The 18,522-nt window shown below is 65.2% G+C and carries 14 protein-coding genes and 4 pseudogenes; 15 read left to right on the forward strand and 3 right to left on the reverse strand.

All coding sequences use genetic code 11. The features are described 5' to 3' along the window. Nucleotides 1-67: 67 nt before the first annotated feature. From nuoG to MBELCI_RS06060, 14 genes and pseudogenes are all read left to right on the forward strand, one after another. Complete coding sequence (nuoG, locus tag MBELCI_RS06000; protein ID WP_021693267.1) at nucleotides 68-2,092, forward strand: NADH-quinone oxidoreductase subunit NuoG; 2,025 nt, start codon at nucleotides 68-70, stop codon at nucleotides 2,090-2,092. A gap of 2 nt (nucleotides 2,093-2,094) precedes the next feature. Then, the gene (locus MBELCI_RS06005) at nucleotides 2,095-2,490 is read left to right on the forward strand and encodes a YNQ4 family lipoprotein (RefSeq protein WP_045319774.1); all 396 of its coding nucleotides are present in this window, start codon (nucleotides 2,095-2,097) and stop codon (nucleotides 2,488-2,490) included. Between the two features lie 10 nt (nucleotides 2,491-2,500). Further along, nucleotides 2,501-3,541, forward strand: coding sequence for an NADH-quinone oxidoreductase subunit NuoH (gene nuoH / locus MBELCI_RS06010; protein ID WP_021693269.1), 1,041 nt, complete (start codon nucleotides 2,501-2,503; stop codon nucleotides 3,539-3,541). Between the two features lie 2 nt (nucleotides 3,542-3,543). Then, nucleotides 3,544-4,038 (forward strand): NADH-quinone oxidoreductase subunit NuoI, encoded by a 495-nt coding sequence (gene nuoI / locus MBELCI_RS06015; RefSeq protein ID WP_021693270.1) that lies wholly within the window; start codon nucleotides 3,544-3,546, stop codon nucleotides 4,036-4,038. Nucleotides 4,039-4,051: 13 nt separating this feature from the next. Then, a pseudogene (locus MBELCI_RS06020) lies at nucleotides 4,052-4,461 on the forward strand (carboxymuconolactone decarboxylase family protein). Further along, entirely contained in the window at nucleotides 4,458-5,066 is a 609-nt protein-coding gene (locus MBELCI_RS06025; RefSeq protein WP_021693272.1) for an NADH-quinone oxidoreductase subunit J, read from the forward strand. Before MBELCI_RS06020 ends, MBELCI_RS06025 begins: the two are co-directional and overlap by 4 nt. 36 nt (nucleotides 5,067-5,102) lie before the next feature. Further along, a complete protein-coding gene (nuoK, locus tag MBELCI_RS06030; RefSeq protein WP_021693273.1) occupies nucleotides 5,103-5,432 on the forward strand; it encodes an NADH-quinone oxidoreductase subunit NuoK in 330 nt (109 codons plus the stop codon). A gap of 7 nt (nucleotides 5,433-5,439) precedes the next feature. Continuing rightward, entirely contained in the window at nucleotides 5,440-5,949 is a 510-nt protein-coding gene (locus tag MBELCI_RS22905) for a hypothetical protein (protein WP_439645919.1), read from the forward strand. Further along, nucleotides 5,832-7,613: an NADH-quinone oxidoreductase subunit L gene (gene nuoL / locus MBELCI_RS06035; RefSeq protein WP_439645920.1), complete on the forward strand. Its 1,782-nt coding sequence runs from the start codon at nucleotides 5,832-5,834 to the stop codon at nucleotides 7,611-7,613. Before MBELCI_RS22905 ends, nuoL begins: the two co-directional genes overlap by 118 nt. Before the next feature lie 3 nt (nucleotides 7,614-7,616). After that, complete coding sequence (locus MBELCI_RS06040; RefSeq protein ID WP_021693275.1) at nucleotides 7,617-9,182, forward strand: NADH-quinone oxidoreductase subunit M; 1,566 nt, start codon at nucleotides 7,617-7,619, stop codon at nucleotides 9,180-9,182. 12 nt (nucleotides 9,183-9,194) lie between these two features. Continuing rightward, a pseudogene (gene nuoN, locus MBELCI_RS06045) lies at nucleotides 9,195-10,627 on the forward strand (NADH-quinone oxidoreductase subunit NuoN). After that, nucleotides 10,617-11,381, forward strand: coding sequence for a biotin--[acetyl-CoA-carboxylase] ligase (locus MBELCI_RS06050; RefSeq protein WP_021693277.1), 765 nt, complete (start codon nucleotides 10,617-10,619; stop codon nucleotides 11,379-11,381). The pseudogene nuoN and the gene MBELCI_RS06050 overlap by 11 nt, the downstream one beginning before the upstream one ends. A gap of 11 nt (nucleotides 11,382-11,392) precedes the next feature. After that, the gene (locus MBELCI_RS06055; protein ID WP_021693278.1) at nucleotides 11,393-12,166 is read left to right on the forward strand and encodes a type III pantothenate kinase; all 774 of its coding nucleotides are present in this window, start codon (nucleotides 11,393-11,395) and stop codon (nucleotides 12,164-12,166) included. Then, nucleotides 12,163-13,829 (forward strand): annotated as a pseudogene (locus tag MBELCI_RS06060) (ribonuclease J). Before MBELCI_RS06055 ends, MBELCI_RS06060 begins: the two are co-directional and overlap by 4 nt. Before the next feature lie 121 nt (nucleotides 13,830-13,950). Here the strand turns inward: MBELCI_RS06060 and MBELCI_RS19180 are convergent. Then, nucleotides 13,951-14,601, reverse strand: a complete 651-nt coding sequence (locus tag MBELCI_RS19180; RefSeq protein WP_021693280.1) for a hypothetical protein — start codon at nucleotides 14,599-14,601, stop codon at nucleotides 13,951-13,953. Then, nucleotides 14,601-16,202, reverse strand: coding sequence for a DEAD/DEAH box helicase (locus tag MBELCI_RS06070; RefSeq protein ID WP_021693281.1), 1,602 nt, complete (start codon nucleotides 16,200-16,202; stop codon nucleotides 14,601-14,603). Before MBELCI_RS06070 ends, MBELCI_RS19180 begins: the two co-directional genes overlap by 1 nt. A gap of 196 nt (nucleotides 16,203-16,398) precedes the next feature. Here MBELCI_RS06070 and MBELCI_RS06075 point away from each other — a divergent pair. After that, nucleotides 16,399-16,826: pseudogene (locus MBELCI_RS06075) on the forward strand (OsmC family peroxiredoxin). A gap of 65 nt (nucleotides 16,827-16,891) precedes the next feature. Here the strand turns inward: MBELCI_RS06075 and MBELCI_RS06080 are convergent. Then, nucleotides 16,892-18,487, reverse strand: a complete 1,596-nt coding sequence (locus tag MBELCI_RS06080) for a peptide chain release factor 3 (protein WP_021693283.1) — start codon at nucleotides 18,485-18,487, stop codon at nucleotides 16,892-16,894. Between the last annotated feature and the right edge of the window lie 35 nt (nucleotides 18,488-18,522).

The raw sequence follows: 18,522 nt of genomic DNA on the forward strand, positions 1-18,522 counted from the left end.
GAACCCCCCTCGATCGCAGCCTCCACAGGGGGGCATGCGTCCGACGCGAGGAAAGGGGCGGCCTGCCATGTCCGATTTGCGCAAAGTCAGCATCGACGGAAAGGTCATCGAAGTGCCGGGGGCGATGACGCTCATCCAGGCCTGCGAGACCGCGGGGATCGAAATCCCCCGTTTCTGCTATCACGAGAGGCTGACCATCGCCGGCAATTGCCGCATGTGCCTCGTCGAGGTCGTGGGCGGCCCGCCGAAACCGGCGGCATCCTGCGCCATGCAGGTCAAGGATCTGCGCCCCGGGCCCGATGGCGCACCGCCGCAGGTGAAGACCAACTCACCCATGGTCAAGAAGGCCCGCGAGGGGGTGATGGAGTTCCTGCTCATCAACCACCCGCTCGATTGCCCGATTTGCGACCAAGGCGGCGAATGCGACCTGCAGGATCAGGCGATGGCCTATGGCGTCGACTTCTCGCGCTACCGCGAACCCAAGCGGGCGACCGAGGATCTCGATCTCGGCCCACTGGTCGAGACGCATATGACGCGCTGCATCTCGTGCACCCGCTGCGTGCGCTTCACCACCGAGGTGGCCGGTATCTCCCAGATGGGCCAGACCGGGCGCGGCGAAGATGCGGAGATCACGTCCTATCTTGGCCAGACGCTCGATTCGAACCTGCAGGGCAACATCATCGACCTGTGCCCCGTAGGCGCGCTGGTTTCCAAGCCCTACGCCTTCAACGCCCGTCCTTGGGAGTTGACCAAGACCGAGACCGTCGATGTGATGGACGCGCTCGGCTCCTCGATCCGGGTCGACACCAAGGGCCGCAAGGTGATGCGCATCCTGCCGCGCAACCACGACGGCGTGAACGAGGAATGGCTGTCGGACAAGGCGCGCTTCGTCTGGGACGGCCTCTCGCGTCAGCGCCTCGACAGCCCCTATATCCGCGAGAACGGCAAGCTGCGCAAAGCCGAATGGCCCGAGGCGCTCGCTGCCGCCGCCGCCGCCATGAAGGGCCGCAAGACCGTCGGCCTCGTCGGCGATCTCGTCCCGACCGAGGCGGCCTTCGCGCTCAAGCAACTGATCGAAGCGCAGGGCGGTGTCGTCGAGTGCCGTACCGACGGCGCGAAGCTGCCCGCGGGCAATCGCTCGGCCTATGTCGGTAGCGCGCGGATCGAGGATCTCGATACCGCGAAGCACATCATGCTGATCGGCACCAACCCGGCCATCGAAGCACCCGTGCTCAACGCCCGCATCCGCAAGGCATGGCTCGCCGGGGCCAATGTGGGACATGTCGGTGCAGTCGCCGATCTGACCTATGACGCGGCCCATGCAGGCACCGGCCGCAAGGCGCTGGCCGATCTGCTGGAGCATGATTTCGACCGCGTGCTCGACGAAGACTCGGTCGTCGTCGTGGGGCAGGGCGCGCTGATCGGGGCCGATGGCGAGGCCGCTCTGGCCCATGCCATGGAGTTGGCGACGCGTTCCAAGAGCAAGCTGCTGGTTCTGCATTCGGCCGCGAGCCGCGTCGGCGCGATGGATGTCGGCGCCACCTGCGAGAGCGGCGTCGAAGCCGCGCTCGAAGGGGCCGAGGTGATCTACAACATGGGCGCTGACGAGATCGCGCTGCCCTCTGGCCCCTTCGTGATCTATCAGGGCAGCCATGGCGACCGGGGCGCGCATCGCGCCGACCTGATCCTGCCGGGCGCGGCTTGGGTCGAGGAGCAGGGCCTTTTCGTCAACACCGAAGGGCGCCCGCAACTGGCGCTGCGCGCGAGCTTCGCGCCGGGGCAGGCCAAGGAAAACTGGGCCATCCTGCGCGCGCTCTCGGCCGAGATGGACGCGGTGCAACCGTGGAACAGCCTCGCGCAGTTGCGTCAGGCCATGGTCGCGGCGCATCCGCACCTCGCCCGTCTCGACGAGGTGGCCGAGAATGAGTGGCAGCCGCTGACGCTGGCCTCCATGGACGAGAGCCTTGGCGATTTCGAAAGCATTGTCGCCGAGCATTACCTCACCAACCCCGTCGCCCGCGCCAGCGAGCTGATGGGCGAGCTTGCGGGCAAGGCCCGCGCGCGTCGGCAGCAGAAGATCGCGGCCGAGTGAGGATGCGCGCCGCCCTCCCGATATCCCTGGCGGCCCTCGTGGCCGGCTGCGCCGAGGTGGATGCCTCGGCGGGGCGGGGCGGGGCGGGCGCGCCCAAGCATGACGGCGTCGAGACGCGCCTGCTCGACGGTGACCTCGTGAACTTTCACGTCGCGATGAGCGGCGGTGCCAAGGCCGAGGACGTGATCGCCTACGCCGAATGCGCGGCGGCGCAATATGCGTTGATCCGCGGCTTCGGCTTCGCGCGCCATGTCCGTACGCAACTCGATGAATCGGCTGGAAACTGGCGCGCCGATGCTGTTTACACCATCTCGCCGGCCCTGCCTGAAGGGCTACGCACGATCGATGCCGAAGTCACCGTCCAGAACTGCGGTCTGAACGGCATCCCGACGGTCTGAGGGAAGCACCATGGTCGAATTCTTCACCGAAACCAGCATCGGCGCCGTGCTGCTGATCCTTGGGCAATCGCTCCTGTTGATCGTGCCGCTTCTGGTGGCGTTGGCGTTCCTGCTGCTCGTGGACCGCAAGGTCTGGGCCGCGGTGCAGCAGCGGCGCGGGCCCAACGTGGTCGGCCCCTTCGGCCTGATGCAGAGCTTCGCCGACTTTCTGAAATACATCGTCAAGGAAGTGGTTGTGCCCGCCGGGGCGGACCGCCCCGTGTTCTTCCTCGCGCCGATGATCTCCTTCGTCATGGCCGTCATCGCATGGGCCGTGATCCCCTTCGCCGATGGATGGGTGCTGGCCGACCTCAACGTGGCGCTGCTTTATGTCTTCGCCGTCTCCTCGCTCGAGGTCTACGGCGTGATCATGGGTGGCTGGGCCTCGAACTCGAAATACCCCTTCCTCGGCTCGCTGCGCTCGGCCGCGCAGATGATCTCCTATGAGGTCTCGCTCGGCCTGATCATCATCGGCATCGTTATCTCGACCGGCAGCATGAACTTCGGCGCCATCGTGGCCGCGCAGGATGGCGATTTCGGTCTGCTGAACTGGTACTGGATCCCGCATTTCCCGATGCTGTTCCTGTTTCTGATCTCGGCCATGGCCGAGACCAACCGCCCGCCCTTCGACCTGCCCGAGGCCGAGTCCGAACTGGTGGCCGGTTATCAGGTGGAATATTCCTCGACGCCGTTCCTGCTGTTCATGATCGGCGAATACGTGGCCATCGTGCTGATGTGCGCTCTGGTGTCGCTGATGTTCTTCGGCGGCTGGCTGTCGCCCATCCCCGGCCTGCCCGACGGCATCCTGTGGATGGCTCTCAAGATGATCTTCGTCTTCTTCATCTTTGCGATGGTGAAGGCGATCACCCCGCGCTACCGCTACGACCAGCTGATGCGTCTGGGCTGGAAGGTGTTCCTGCCGATGTCGCTCGTCTGGGTCGTGATCGTGGCGTTCCTCGCGAAATTCGAGGTCCTCGGTGGGTTCTGGGCCCGCTGGACCCTGGGAGTCTGAGCATGACGCAGATCGACTATACCCGCGCCGCCAAGTATTTCCTGCTGCAGGATTTCGCCAAGGGCATGAAGTTGGGGCTGAAGTATTTCTTCGCGCCCAAGGCGACCGTGAACTATCCGCACGAAAAGGGCCCGCTCTCGGCGCGTTTCCGCGGCGAACATGCGCTGCGTCGCTACCCGTCGGGCGAAGAACGCTGCATCGCCTGCAAGCTGTGCGAGGCGGTCTGCCCTGCGCAGGCGATCACCATCGATGCCGAACCGCGCGAGGACGGCTCGCGCCGCACCACGCGCTACGACATCGACATGACAAAGTGCATCTATTGCGGTTTTTGTCAGGAGGCCTGCCCGGTCGACGCGATCGTCGAGGGGCCGAACTTCGAGTATTCCACCGAGACCCGCGAGGAGCTCTACTACGACAAGGCCAAGCTGCTGGCGAATGGCGACCGTTGGGAAGCCGAGATCGCCCGCAACCTCGAGCTCGACGCGCCGTATCGCTGAACAGGATAGGGCCATGACCGATCAGAACCCCTTCGCGCAGATGATGAAGATGGGCCAGGACTGGGCGCGGAAGATGAATCCCGCGCTCGAGAGCTTCACGCCGAAGGGCTTTGAGCAGCTCTGGCCGACCATGCCCAAGGAGATGATGGAGGCGTTCATGGGACGCACCCTCAATCCCGAAGGCTTGACGCCAAGACGCGGCTGCTGCTGACGCTGACCGGTCTGACCATCCTCGGCGCGCAGGCCGAGAGCCAGCTTCGCCTTACCGTGCGCCATGCGCGCGAGGCGGGCGCCACGAAACAGGAGATCGCCGAGACCATCGCCCAGGCGGGCATGTTCGGCGGCGTGCCCGCGATGACCAAGGCGATGGAACTTGCCACCGAAGCCATGGACGAGGACACCGGAAAGGACACCGCACGATGACCGCCGCCGCCATCATCTTCTACCTCTTCGCGATTTCGACCGTGGTGGGCGGTCTGTTCACCGTGATCGCGCGCAACCCGGTGCACTCGGTGCTCTGGCTGATCCTCGCTTTCCTGAGCTCGGCGGGCCTGTTCGTGCTGGTCGGCGCCGAGTTCGTGGCGCTGCTTCTGGTCATCGTCTATGTCGGCGCCGTCGCGGTGCTGTTCCTCTTCGTGGTGATGATGCTCGACGTCGATTTCGCCGAGCTCAAGGCCGAAATGGCCAGATACATGCCGCTGGCGCTGCTGATCGGCGTCGTCCTTCTGATGCAGCTGGCTCTGGCCTTCGGCGTCTGGGATTACTCCGAAGGCTATGACGAGCGCCTCGCCGCGCCCTTCGTCTTCGATATCGAGAACACGCAGCTTCTGGGCCTGCTGATCTATGATCGCTACATCCTGCTGTTCCAGCTCGCCGGCCTCGTGCTGCTGGTGGCGATGATCGGCGCGATCGTGCTGACGATGCGGCACCGCAAGGATGTGAAGCGTCAGGACATCCTGGCGCAGATGTACCGCGATCCGGCTAAGGCGCTGGAACTCAAGGACGTGAAGCCCGGCCAGGGCCTCTGATAGACCGCGAACGGGCAAAAGCCCGGAGGGACACTGATGGACGCTTATCTCGCTGAAGCCCCGATAGGGCTCGAACATTATCTCACCGTCGCGGCGGCGCTGTTCGTCATCGGCATCTTCGGGCTGTTCCTGAACCGCAAGAACGTCATCATCATCCTGATGTCGATCGAGCTGATGCTGCTCGCGGTGAACATCAATTTCGTCGCCTTCTCGGCCTATCTGGGCGATCTGGTGGGGCAGGTCTTCACGCTCTTCGTGCTGACCGTCGCGGCCGCGGAGGCCGCGATCGGCCTCGCCATCCTCGTCTGCTTCTTCCGGATCCGCGGCACCATCGACGTCGAAGACGTCAACGTGATGAAAGGCTGAGGCGCTCATGGAAACGATCATCCTCTTCGCGCCGCTCGTCGGCGCATTGATCGCGGGCTTCGGCTGGCGGCTGATCTCGGAGGCGGGCGCGCAATGGGTCGCCACCTCGCTGGTCGGCCTCGCCTGTCTGCTGTCGTGGATCGTGTTTCTGGGCTTCGACGGCCAGATGGAGCAGATCCAGATCCTGCGCTGGATCGAGAGCGGCAGCCTTGCCACGGACTGGGCTATTCGGCTCGACCGTCTGACCGCGATCATGCTGATCGTGATCACCACGGTCTCCTTCCTCGTGCATCTCTACAGCTTCGGCTACATGGCGCATGACGAGACTTCCGCCCAGGCGAAAGCTATCGCCCGCGCTTTTTCGCCTATCTGTCGTTCTTCACCTTCGCAATGCTGTCGCTGGTCACCGCCGACAACCTCGTGCAGATGTTCTTCGGCTGGGAAGGGGTGGGCGTCGCCTCCTACCTGCTCATCGGATTTTACTACCGCAAGCCGTCGGCCAACGCCGCCGCGATGAAGGCTTTCATCGTCAACCGCGTTGGCGATTTCGGCTTCGCGCTCGGCATCTTCGCGCTGTTCTTCCTCGCGGACTCGATCAACTTCTCTGACATCTTCGGCGCGGCGCCGCAGATCGCGCGCATGCAGCTCGAATTCCTCGGTCTGGAGTTCCGCGCCGTCGAGATCGTGTCGGTGCTGCTCTTCATCGGCGCAATGGGCAAGTCGGCGCAGCTCCTGCTGCACACCTGGCTGCCCGACGCGATGGAAGGCCCGACCCCGGTGTCGGCCCTGATCCACGCCGCGACCATGGTGACGGCGGGCGTCTTCCTCGTCTGCCGCATGTCGCCGATCCTCGAATTCGCGCCCGACGCCAAATCGATCATCGTTTTCCTCGGCGCCACCACCGCCTTCTATGCGGCGACCGTTGGTCTCGTGCAGAACGACATCAAGCGCGTGATCGCCTATTCGACCTGTTCGCAGCTGGGCTACATGTTCGTGGCCGCGGGTTCGGGCGTCTACTCGGTGGCGATGTTCCACCTGTTCACCCACGCCTTCTTCAAGGCGCTGCTGTTCCTCGGGGCCGGCTCGGTCATCCATGCGATGCACCACGAGCAGGACATGCGGAACTATGGCGGTCTGCGAAAGAAGATCCCCTATACCTACTGGGCGATGATGATCGGTACCCTCGCGATCACCGGCGTCGGCATTCCTCTTACCTCGATCGGCTTCGCGGGCTTCCTGTCCAAGGACGCCATCATCGAAAGCGCCTATGCGGGGGCCACGCCCTATGCCTTCTGGCTTCTGGTACTCGCCGCCGCGATGACGAGCTTCTACTCGTGGCGCCTGATGTTCATGACCTTCTTCGGCAAGCCGCGCGGCGATCACCACACCCACGACCACGCGCATGAAAGCCCCGGCGTCATGCTGGTGCCGCTGGGCGTGCTCAGCCTCGGCGCGATCTTCGCCGGCATGCTGTGGTACGCGCCCTTCTTCGGCGACGAGGCCCGGATGCAGCGCTTCTTCGGCATGCCCGTGACGGTGGCCGAACATGGCGCCGAGGCTGAGGCCGCAGGCCATGGGCCGGTCGATGCGGTCGCTTCGCTTGCCGAGGGCGATCTCGAACATGCCGCCGAGGCGGTGATCGAGGACACGCTGACCGAGGGCGAGCATGCCGATATGGGCGAGGAGGCGCATGTGCCGACCGCCGTCGATGTGGCCGTAGCGCCTCCGGGCATGGGAGCGATCTACATGGCGCCGGGCAACGACGTGATCGACGAGGCGCATCACGCCCCCGTCTGGGTCAAGGTCAGCCCCTTCGTCGCCATGCTGATTGGCCTGAGCCTTGCCTGGCTGATGTATATCCGTCGGCCGGAGCTGCCCGCCGCCCTCGTGCGCAACCAGCGTCCGCTCTACAACTTCCTGCTCAACAAGTGGTACTTCGACGAGCTCTACGACTTTCTCTTCGTGCGCCCGGCTCAGGCCATCGGGCGGTTCCTGTGGACCCGCGGCGACGGCAACGTCATCGACGGCGGCATCAACGGCGTGGCGATGGGCATCGTGCCCTTCTTCACTCGCCTCGCTGGCCGCGCGCAAAACGGATACGTCTTTACCTACGCCTTCGCGATGGTTCTGGGCCTTGCCCTGATCCTGACCTGGATGACCTTGGCCGGGGGGGCCGAATAACAGATGGGCAACCTTCTCTCTCTGACCACCTTCATCCCGCTTTTGGGCGCCGGCATCCTCGCGCTGTTCCTGCGCGGTGACGACGCGGCCGCGCAGCGCAACGCCAAATGGGTGGCGCTCGCCACCACGGTCTTCACCTTCGCAGTGTCGCTGTTCATTCTCGCAGGCTTCAAGACGGACGCGGCGGGCTTCCAGTTCGTCGAAGATCGCCAGTGGCTCCTCGGCATGCGCTACAAGATGGGCGTCGACGGCATCTCGCTGCTGTTCGTGATGCTTACCACCTTCCTGATGCCCCTCGTCATCGCGGCCTGCTGGGATGTGACGCACCGGGTCAAGGAATACATGATCGCCTTTCTGGTGCTCGAGACGCTGATGATCGGCGTGTTCGTAGCGCTGGACCTCGTGCTGTTCTATCTTTTCTTCGAGGCGGGCCTGATCCCGATGTTCCTGATCATCGGCATCTGGGGCGGCAAGAACCGCATCTATGCCTCGTTCAAGTTCTTCCTCTACACCTTCCTCGGCTCGGTGCTGATGCTGGTGGCGATGGTGGCGATGTTCGCGCAGGCGGGCACCACCGACATCCCGACGCTGATGGCCTACAACTTCTCGGCCGAGAGCTTCCCGATCCTCGGGGTGCAGATCTTGGGCGGCGTGCAGACGCTTCTCTGGTTCGCCTTCTTCGCCTCCTTTGCGGTGAAGATGCCGATGTGGCCGGTTCACACTTGGCTGCCTGACGCACACGTTCAGGCGCCGACTGCCGGTTCGGTCGTCCTCGCCGCGATCCTGCTGAAGATGGGTGGCTACGGTTTCCTGCGCTTCTCGCTGCCGATGTTCCCGGTCGCTTCCGAGATCTGGGCGCCGCTGGTGCTGTGGCTGTCGGCCATCGCGATCGTCTACACCTCGCTCGTGGCGCTGGTGCAAAAAGACATCAAGAAGCTGATCGCCTATTCCTCGGTCGCGCATATGGGGTTCGTCACCGCCGGCATCTTCGCGCTCAATCAGCAGGGCCTTGATGGCGCGGTGTTCCAGATGATCAGCCACGGCTTCATCTCTGGCGCGCTGTTCCTTGGCGTCGGTGTGATCTACGACCGGATGCACACCCGCGAGATCGACGCTTACGGCGGCCTCGTGAACCGGATGCCGGCCTATGCCGCAGTGTTCCTGCTGTTCACCATGGCCAATGTCGGCCTGCCGGGCACTTCGGGCTTCGTCGGTGAATTCCTGACGCTGATGGGCATGTTCCAGGCCAACACCTGGGTTGCCGCCGTCGCCACCACGGGCGTCATCTTCTCGGCCGCCTACGCGCTCTTTCTCTACCGCCGGGTCGTCATGGGCGACCTGATCAAGGAGAGCCTCAAGTCGATCACCGACATGACCGCCCGCGAGAAATGGATCTTCGCGCCGCTCGTCGTGATGACGATCCTGCTCGGCGTCTATCCGAGCCTCGTCACCGACATCACCGGCCCGAGCGTCGCCCGTCTCGTGGATCAGGTCGAGGTCGCGGTCGCGGCGCATGGCTCCGAGAATGCCATCGCCTCGGCGACCGCCGCGACCCCGGCACAGCACTAAGGACCAGGACACATGTTCTCACTCGATCTCCAGACCGTCCTGCCCGAGGTGATCCTTGCGGTCTACGCGATGGTCGCGCTCATGGCGGGCGTCTACACCACCAAGGACAAGTCCGCCGGCATCCTGATCTGGGCGACGGCGGCGATGTTCGGCCTCGTGGCCTTCCTGATCGCCACACGCGAGGGCACCGACCCGGCCTTCCTCAACAGCTTCATCGATGACGCTTCGCCCGCTTCTCCAAGGTGACGATCCTGCTCTCGGCGGCGATCGTGCTGGTGATGAGCCAGGAATACCTCGCGCGCCGCAACCTGTTGCGCTTCGAGTACCCGGTTCTCGTCACTTTGGCCGTGGTTGGCATGATGGTGATGGTCTCGGCCAACGACCTCATGGTTCTCTATATGGGCATCGAGCTGCAGTCGCTCGCCATGTATGTCGTCGCCTCACTGCGCCGCGACAGCGAGAAGTCGACCGAAGCCGGTCTCAAGTACTTCGTGCTGGGCGCGCTTAGCTCGGGCCTGATGCTCTATGGCGCCTCGCTGGTCTATGGTTTTGCCGGCACCACGCAGTTCGAGGGCATCTTCCTCGCCACCGCGATCGACGTTCCGCTCGGGCTTATCTTCGGCCTCGTCTTCCTGATGGTCGGCTTCGCCTTCAAGGTTTCGGCGGCGCCGTTCCACATGTGGACGCCCGACGTCTATGAAGGCGCGCCGACACCGGTCACGGCCTTCATGGCGACCGCGCCGAAGATGGCCGCCATCGCGCTCTTTGCACGGGTCGTTTTCGACGGCTTTGGTGGCATCGTCGGCGACTGGCAACAGATCATCGCCTTCCTGTCGGTGGTCTCGGTGTTCTGGGGCGGCATCGCCGCGATCGGCCAGACCAACATCAAGCGCCTGATGGCCTACTCCTCGATCGCCCATATGGGCTTCGCGCTGATGGGCCTCGCCTCGGGCACCGCCTTCGGCGTGCAGGCGATGCTGATCTACATGGCGATCTACGTCACCATGAACATCGGCACCTTCGCCTTCATCCTGTCGATGGAGCGCGACGGGCGACCCGTCACTGACATCAATTCGCTGCACATGTATTCGCGCTATGCGCCGATGCGGGCGCTCGCCATGCTGGTGCTGCTGTTCAGCCTTGCCGGCGTGCCGCCGATGGTCGGCTTCTTCGGCAAGCTCTACGTGCTGCGAGCGGCCTATGAGGGCGGTCTGACCTGGCTCGCGATCCTCGGGGTCATCGCCTCGGTGATCGGCGCGTTCTACTACCTGCGCATCGTCTACTACATGTATTTCGGCGAAGAGCGCGAGGCGCTCGATACCGGCACTTCGCCGCTCCTGTGGGGTGTGCTGATGGCCTCGGCCGCCGTGATGGTGTTCGGCGTGATCAATCTCTTCGGCATCGAGCCTCTGGCCGCGGCCGCGGCGGCGACCCTTGTCAACTGACGCCGCCTCCCACGGGCTCTGGCCCGAGGGGTGGGAGCGGGTCGTTCTCGACACCGTCGACAGCACCATGGCCGAGGCCGCGCGACGCGCGGCCTCTGGCCTTGCCGGGCCTACATGGATCATGGCGCATGAGCAGACTGCGGGCCGGGGCCGGCGGGGCCGCGACTGGACCAGCGAGTCCGGCAACCTCGCGGTCACCCTGGTCTTCAAACCCGAGGCGACGCCGACCGAAGCCGCGCGGCGCAGCTTCCTCGCCGCCATCGCGTTGTTCGAGACATTGGCGATCCATGTCGACCGGACCCGGCTGTCCCTGAAATGGCCGAACGACGTGCTCCTCGATGGTGGCAAGGTCGCGGGCATCCTGCTGGAGAGCGCGGGGCAGGGACCCTATGTCGACTGGCTCTCGATCGGCATCGGCGTGAACCTCGCCATCCGGCCCGAGGGCGTGCGCGATGCGTCTTTCCCACCCGTGGCGGTCGCCGATGATGGCGGGCCGGTGGTTGACCCGGAGGACTTCCTGACCCATCTCGCCAACGCCTATGCCACCGAAGAGGGCAAACTGGACGCCTTCGGCTTCGCCCGCATCCGCGAGGACTGGCTGCGCCACGCCGCCCGGCTGGGCGAGGTGATCACCGCCCGCACCGGCACCGACGAGATCACGGGCGTGTTCGAGACCGTGGACGAGGCCGGCAACCTGATGCTGCGCACGCCCAAGGGCCTGCGCGCGATCAGCGCCGCCGACGTGTTCTTCTAGAAGGGGCGACGATGCTTCTGGCCATCGATTGCGGCAACACCAACACCGTGTTCTCGATCTGGGACGGGGAGCGATTCCTCGCGACTTGGCGCACCTCGACCGAATGGCAGCGCACGGCGGACCAGTATTTCGTCTGGCTCTCGACCCTGATGAAGATCGGCGGCATCGAGGCGCAGATCGACGAGATGATCATCTCGTCGACCGTGCCTCGTGTGGTGTTCAACCTACGCGTTCTGGCGGATCGCTACTTCGGCTGCCGCCCCCTCGTGGTGGGCAAGCCCGAATGCCGCCTGCCGGTCGCGCCGCGCGTCGACGCTGGTACGCAGGTGGGCCCCGACCGACTGGTCAACACGGCGGGCGCATGGGACCGGCATGGCGGCGATCTCGTGGTGGTCGATTTCGGCACGGCGACGACTTTCGACGTGGTCGGGCGCGACGGGGCCTATGTCGGCGGCGTCATCTCACCCGGCGTGAACCTGAGCCTTGAGGCATTGCACCAGGCGGCGGCGGCACTGCCGCATGTCGATGTGAGCAAGCCCGAGAAAGTAATCGGCACCAACACCGTCGCCTGCATGCAATCTGGCATCTTCTGGGGCTATGTGGGCTTGGTGCGAGGCATATGCGACCGGATCAGGGCGGAGCGCGAGCGCCCGATGCGGATCATCGGAACCGGGGGGCTTGCGCCCCTCTTCGCGCAGGGCGACATGCTCTTTGACGACATCGAAGACGACCTCACGATGCACGGGCTGACCGTCATCCTCAGATACAACAAGGAGACCGCATGAGCGGCGAAAGACTGATCTACCTTCCTCTCGGCGGCGCGGCGAGATCGGCATGAACGCCTATGTCTACGGCTATGGCAAACCGGGGCAGGAACGGCTGATCGTCGTCGATCTCGGCGTGACCTTCCCCGACATGGACACGACGCCGGGCGTCGATCTCATCATGCCCGACATCTCGTGGCTCGAGGCGCGCAAGGATCGCATCGAGGCGATCTTCGTCACCCACGCCCATGAGGACCATGTCGGCGCGGTCGGCCATTTCTGGAAGCGCCTCGGCGCGACCATCCACGCGCGCAAGTTCACCGCCGCGATCGCGCGCCACAAGCTCGACGAGCACGGTGCGCCCGACAGCATCCTCAACGTGGTCGAGCCTTGGCCCGCCACGGTCGACGCAGGCCCCTTCAAGGTCGGTTTCGTGCCGATCAGCCACTCGATCCCCGAAAGCTCGGGTCTCGTGATCGATAGCCCCGAGGGCCGCGTGCTGCATTCAGGCGACTTCAAGGTCGATCACACCCCGGTGGTGGGCGAGCCGTTCAACCCCGATCTCTGGGCCGAGGTGTCCAAGGGCGGCGTCAAGGCGCTGATCTGCGACTCGACCAACGTGTTCTCGCCGCAGCCGGGCCGCTCGGAAGCGACACTCGCGCCCGAGATCGAAAAGCTGATCGCGGCGCAGCCCGGCATGGTCGTTGCCACGACCTTCGCCTCGAACGTGGCGCGCCTCAAGACCATCGCCATCGCCGCCGACCGGGCCGGGCGCACCGTCTGCCTGCTGGGCCGCGCCATGCGCCGCATGGTCGAGACGGCGACCGAATGCGGCCTGCTGCACGGTTTTCCCAAGACCGTGGGCCCCGAAGAGGCCGCGTCGATCCCGCGCGAAAAGCTGCTGCTCCTCGTTACCGGCAGCCAGGGCGAGCGCCGCGCGGCCAGTGCGCAGCTGGCACAGGGCTCCTATCTCGGCCTGAAGTTGCAGGAGGGTGACAGCTTCCTGTTCTCCTCGCGCACCATCCCGGGCAATGAGCGCGGCGTCATCAAGATCATGAACCAGCTCTCCGAGAAGGGCGTGGACGTAATCGAGGACACGCATGGCCTGTTCCACGTCTCGGGCCATGCCAACCGCCCCGACTTGCAGCTTTTGCACGACATCGTGCGTCCGCAGTTCCTCGTGCCGATGCATGGCGAACACCGTCACCTGCGCGAGCATGTGAAGCTCGGTCTCGAGCGGGGCCTGCCGGGCATCGTCGCGGTCAATGGCATGATGCTGGACCTGTCGGGCAACGCGCCCAAGGTGGCCGAATATGTCGACACCGGCCGCAGCTATCTCGACGGGTCGGTAATGATCGGTGCGATGGACGGTATTGTGCGCGACCGGATCCGCATGGCGCTCAACGGTCATGTCACGGTGACGATGATCGTGGACGAGAACGACGAGCCCTTGGGCGATCCGTGGTGCGAGATCATGGGCCTGCCCGAGACGGGACGTTCCAGGGCCAAGCTGGTCGAGACGCTGGAATCTGATCTGGCCGCCTTTGTGAACAAGGCCGGCCGCCGGATGATGCGCGACGAGGACAAGCTCGACCGCGAATTGAAGCGGATCGCGCGCTCGACCACGCAGGCCGAGACCGGCAAGAAGCCCGAGGTGAATGTGGTGGTGAGCCGCCTGAGCTGATCAGACCGGCGGCGAGTCGGGGCGGTATGCCCCGACCCGTCATTGTCGAACGATAAAGCATGAAAAAAAGGGGAGCCATCGGCTCCCCTTTTTGTGTTCAAGCTACTCCAGGTCGCACCGATCAGCCGCTGCAGACATAGACCGCACTGCCGATGACCACGACCGAGGCCGCGGCGGCCCCGATGGCCACGGGGCCGGTCAGCGCCGCCGTGACGCCGGGCGCCGTAGTGCCGATGCTGGTCGCCAGCCATTCCGCCGTGCCCTTAAGCACCAACGCGCCTGAGCTGTGCAGCAGGCGTTCCGGCTTGGCCACGGCCTCGGCGGGGGTGGGCGGCGGCGTCAGGACCAGCCCGGCCAGCGCCGCACCGGTGTCGATCGCGCCGTCGGCTGCTGCGTTGACGCGGTCGCAGGTGGTAACGCTGCACTGCGCGGTGGCGCCACGTTCGCCCGGCACGAGGAGCCAACCCTCGTCGTCGGGATCGGGATCGAGGCAATAGCCCTCGGTCTCCTCGGGCGGCAGTTCGACCGAGAGATAGGTATAGAGCACCCGGCTGTCGCAGGCGGGCGGCGTGCCCCAGGTCTTGTTCCAGACCTTGCCCGGCCAGCGCGACAGCCTTTCGCGCGTGCCGAGCTTGGTGTCGAAGGCGATGGCATCGTCATATGTGACAACGGTCTCGCGGCCATTGACAGTCGCTGTGCAGCGTTGCTCCTCGGCCTGCGCGGGCAGGGCCGAAAGCAACAGCGCAAGCGTGAGGAATGCCGAGGTACGCATCAGCCCGCGCGCCGTTCCTCGAAGCTCTTGGCGATGAAGGCGGGGGTGTCCTCGCCCATGCCGACGACCTCCTCGTCGCGCTGATCGTGACGCCGCCGATCCCGGCCACCACGATTGCGGTCACGCTCATTGCCACGCGGCTCGGTGCGGTGAGGTTCGGCCGGAGCCTGTTCACGGGCGGCTTCGAGCACAGGGGCCGGGTCCGGGGCCGGGGCCGGCTTGGCCTCGACGCGGGGTTCGGGCTCAGACGCGGCTTTCGGCGCAGGTTCGACGTCGGCCTTCTGCTTGGGCCGGGCCTCGACCTTGGGGGTCTCGGTCGCGACGGCATCGGCGAAAGCCTCGGGCTTGGCCTCGTCGCGACTGCGCGACCGGCTGCGCGTGCGGGAGCGGCGTGGACGCTCTTCCTCGGTGGCGGTCTCGGTCGCCGGGGCCGCCGCGGCGGGAGCCTTGGCTCCGCGCGGATCGTCGAGGCGCGGGATCGGGTTCTGCACGAGCCGCTCCACGTCCTCGAGGTTCTTCTCGTCGCGCGGATTGCAGATCATGATGGCGGAGCCCTTGCGCCCGGCCCGGCCGGTGCGACCGATCCGGTGCACGTAATCCTCGGCATGGCTGGGCACGTCGAAGTTGAAGACGTGGCTGACCGAGGGCACGTCGAGGCCGCGCGCGGCGACGTCTGAGGCCACGAGGATCTTCACGTTGCCTGCACGGAACCCGTCGAGGGTCCGCGTGCGCTGACTCTGGTCGAGATCGCCGTGGATCGGCTCCGCGTCATATCCGTGCTTCTTGAGGCTCTTGGCCACCACGTCCACGTCCATCTTGCGGTTGCAGAAGATGATCGCGTTGGTGCAGGCCTCGCCCTCGGCGTCGATCAGCGCGCGCAGAAGGTCCCGCTTCTCCGCGGCTTCCTTGTCCTTGCGCGAGGCGCGGAACATGACCACGCCCTGTTTGATGTTCTCGCCCGTCGTGGCGGCGCGGGCCACCTCGATCTTCTCGGGGTTCGACAGGAAGGTGTTGGTGATCCGCTCGATCTCTGGCGCCATGGTGGCCGAGAAGAACAGCGTCTGGCGGGTGAAGGGCGTCAGGCCGAAGATCCGCTCGATGTCGGGAATGAAGCCCATGTCGAGCATGCGATCGGCCTCGTCCACGACCATGATCTGCACGCCGGTGAGCAGAAGCTTACCGCGCTCGAAATGGTCGAGCAGTCGGCCCGGCGTGGCGATCAGCACGTCGACGCCCTTGTCGATCAGCGTGTCCTGCTCCTTGAACGAGACGCCGCCGATCAGCAGCGCCTTGGTGAGCTTGGTGTGCTTGGCATAGGTGTCGAAGTTCTCGGCCACCTGTGCCGCCAGTTCGCGGGTGGGGCAGAGCACAAGGCTGCGCGGCATCCGGGCGCGGGCGCGACCGCGGCCCAGAAGCGTGATCATCGGCAGCACGAAGCTCGCGGTCTTGCCGGTGCCGGTCTGGGCGATGCCGAGCACGTCACGGCCTTCGAGAGCGGGCGGAATGGCGCCCGCCTGGATCGGCGTCGGCGTCTCATAGCCGGCTTCGGCGATGGCCTTGAGCACCTTGGGATCGAGATTGAGGTCGGAGAATTGAGTCATGTGAGCCTTTCGAGACTGCGGCACCGATTGGCCGCAGGAGCAGGCGCGGCCCGCCCGGCCGGATTGCCGGGTCGTTCGACTTGGGCGTGCCTTATGCCGAAACCTGTCGGGGTCAAGTTTGACGGGGGAACGGGGCGGGTCGGCGGGCGTTGCCCTCAGAGCCCCGTGACCGGGGCGCCACGAAATGGAGAGACCGATGATCAAGAAACATGGCAAGGCGCATTGGAGCGGTGGCATCAAGGAAGGCGGCGGCGAGATCTCGACGCAGACCGGTGTCCTGAAGGATCAGGCCTATGGCTTCACGCCCGCTTCGAAGGCGGCCCCGGCACCAATCCCGAGGAGCTGATCGGCGCGGCGCATGCGGCCTGTTACGCGATGGCGCTGTCGCTCGAACTAGGTAAGGACGAGCTGACGGCCGACGACATCGATGTCCAATCCACCGTGTCGCTCGAGCAGGTGGGCGAGGGGTTCGAGATCACCAAGATCCACCTCGACGTGACCGCGAAGGTCTCGGGTGCCTCCGAGGAGCAGTTCCGCAAGGCTGCCGAGGCCACCAAGACCGGCTGCCCGGTGTCGAAGGTCCTCAAGGGCGCCGAGATCACCATGGACGCGAAACTCGTCTGAGCCAATGGCTCTGGTTCGACGCGAGAGGGGCGGCCTGTCGGGTCGCCTCTTTCACATCCTGCGCCTCAGACCATCATTTCCTTCGTCGCCACGAGCTTGATCTCCGGGTGATCGCGCTCGACCCGGTCAATGTCCCACTGCATCCGGGTGAGATAGACCAGATCACCGTCATTGTCGGTCGCGACATGCTGCTTGTTCTTCGCCGCAAAGGCCTCGACCGCGGTCTTGTCGCCCGCCATCCAGCGCGCCGAGGTGAACTGCGACGGCTCGAACCGCACGGGAAGCCCGTATTCCAGCTCGATCCGGCTCGCCAGCACCTCGAACTGCAGCGCACCGACCACGCCCACGATGAAGCCAGAACCGAAGGTCGGCTTGAAGACCTTGGCGGCGCCTTCCTCAGCGAACTGGCTCAGTGCCTTGTCGAGATGCTTGGCCTTCATCGGATCGCCCGCGCGGCAGGTCTGCAAAAGTTCGGGCGCGAAAGAGGGGATGCCCGAGACGCGGATGCTTTCGCCCTCGGTCAACGTGTCGCCGATCCGAAGCTGGCCATGGTTGGGGATGCCGATGATGTCGCCGGCCCAAGCCTCTTCGGCCAGCTCGCGGTCAGAGGCGAGGAACAGCACCGGGTTGGTGATCGCCATCTGCTTTTTCGACCGCACATGGGTGAGCTTCATGCCGCGCTCGAAATGTCCCGAGGCCAGCCGCACGAAGGCGACGCGGTCGCGGTGCTTGGGGTCCATGTTGGCCTGCACTTTGAAGACGAAGCCCGCGACCTTGCTCTCCTCAGGCGCGATCGCACGCGGCATCGCTTTTTGCACCTGGGGCTCGGGGCCATAGGTGCCGATGCCTTCCATCAGCTCACGGACGCCAAAGCTGTTGATTGCCGAGCCGAACCAGATCGGCGTCATGTGGCCTTCGAGCACGGCCTTGGGGTCGAGCGCAGGCAGAAGCTCGCGCGCCATCTCGACCTCCTCGCGCAGCTTTTCGAGAAGATGCGCGGGCACGTGCTCGGCGATCTTGGGATCATCTAGCCCGTCGATGGCGATGCTCTCGGCGACGCGGTTGCGGTCGGCCCGGTCGATCAGCTCCAGCCGGTCGCGCAAAAGGTCGTAGCAGCCCAGGAAATCGCGCCCGACGCCGATTGGCCAGGAGGCAGGCGTCACATCGATGGCGAGGTTTTCCTGGATCTCGTCGATGATCTCGAAGGTGTCGCGGCTTTCGCGATCCATCTTGTTGCAAAAGGTCAGGATCGGCAGGTCGCGCAGGCGGCAGACCTCGAACAGCTTACGGGTCTGGCTCTCCACCCCCTTGGCGCCGTCGATCACCATCACGGCCGCGTCCACGGCCGTCAGCGTGCGATAGGTGTCTTCGGAAAAGTCCGAGTGGCCGGGCGTGTCGACGAGGTTGAAGCGAAAGTTCTTGAAATCGAAGGACATCGCCGAGGCCGAGACCGAAATACCGCGGTCCTTCTCCATCTGCATGAAGTCCGAGCGCGTGCGCCTCGCCTCGCCCTTGGCGCGGACCTGTCCGGCCATCTGGATCGCGCCCCCGAACAGCAGGAACTTCTCGGTCAGCGTCGTCTTGCCGGCGTCGGGATGCGAGATGATCGCAAAGGTCCGGCGGCGGGCGATTTCGGGCGGGAGGCGGGGCGGGTTGTTCATGCCCGCCGCTATAAAGGCTGCGACGGCGAAGGAGC

This window comes from Limimaricola cinnabarinus LL-001 (genome assembly GCF_000466965.1).
In the GTDB taxonomy this organism is placed as follows: domain Bacteria; phylum Pseudomonadota; class Alphaproteobacteria; order Rhodobacterales; family Rhodobacteraceae; genus Limimaricola; species Limimaricola cinnabarinus.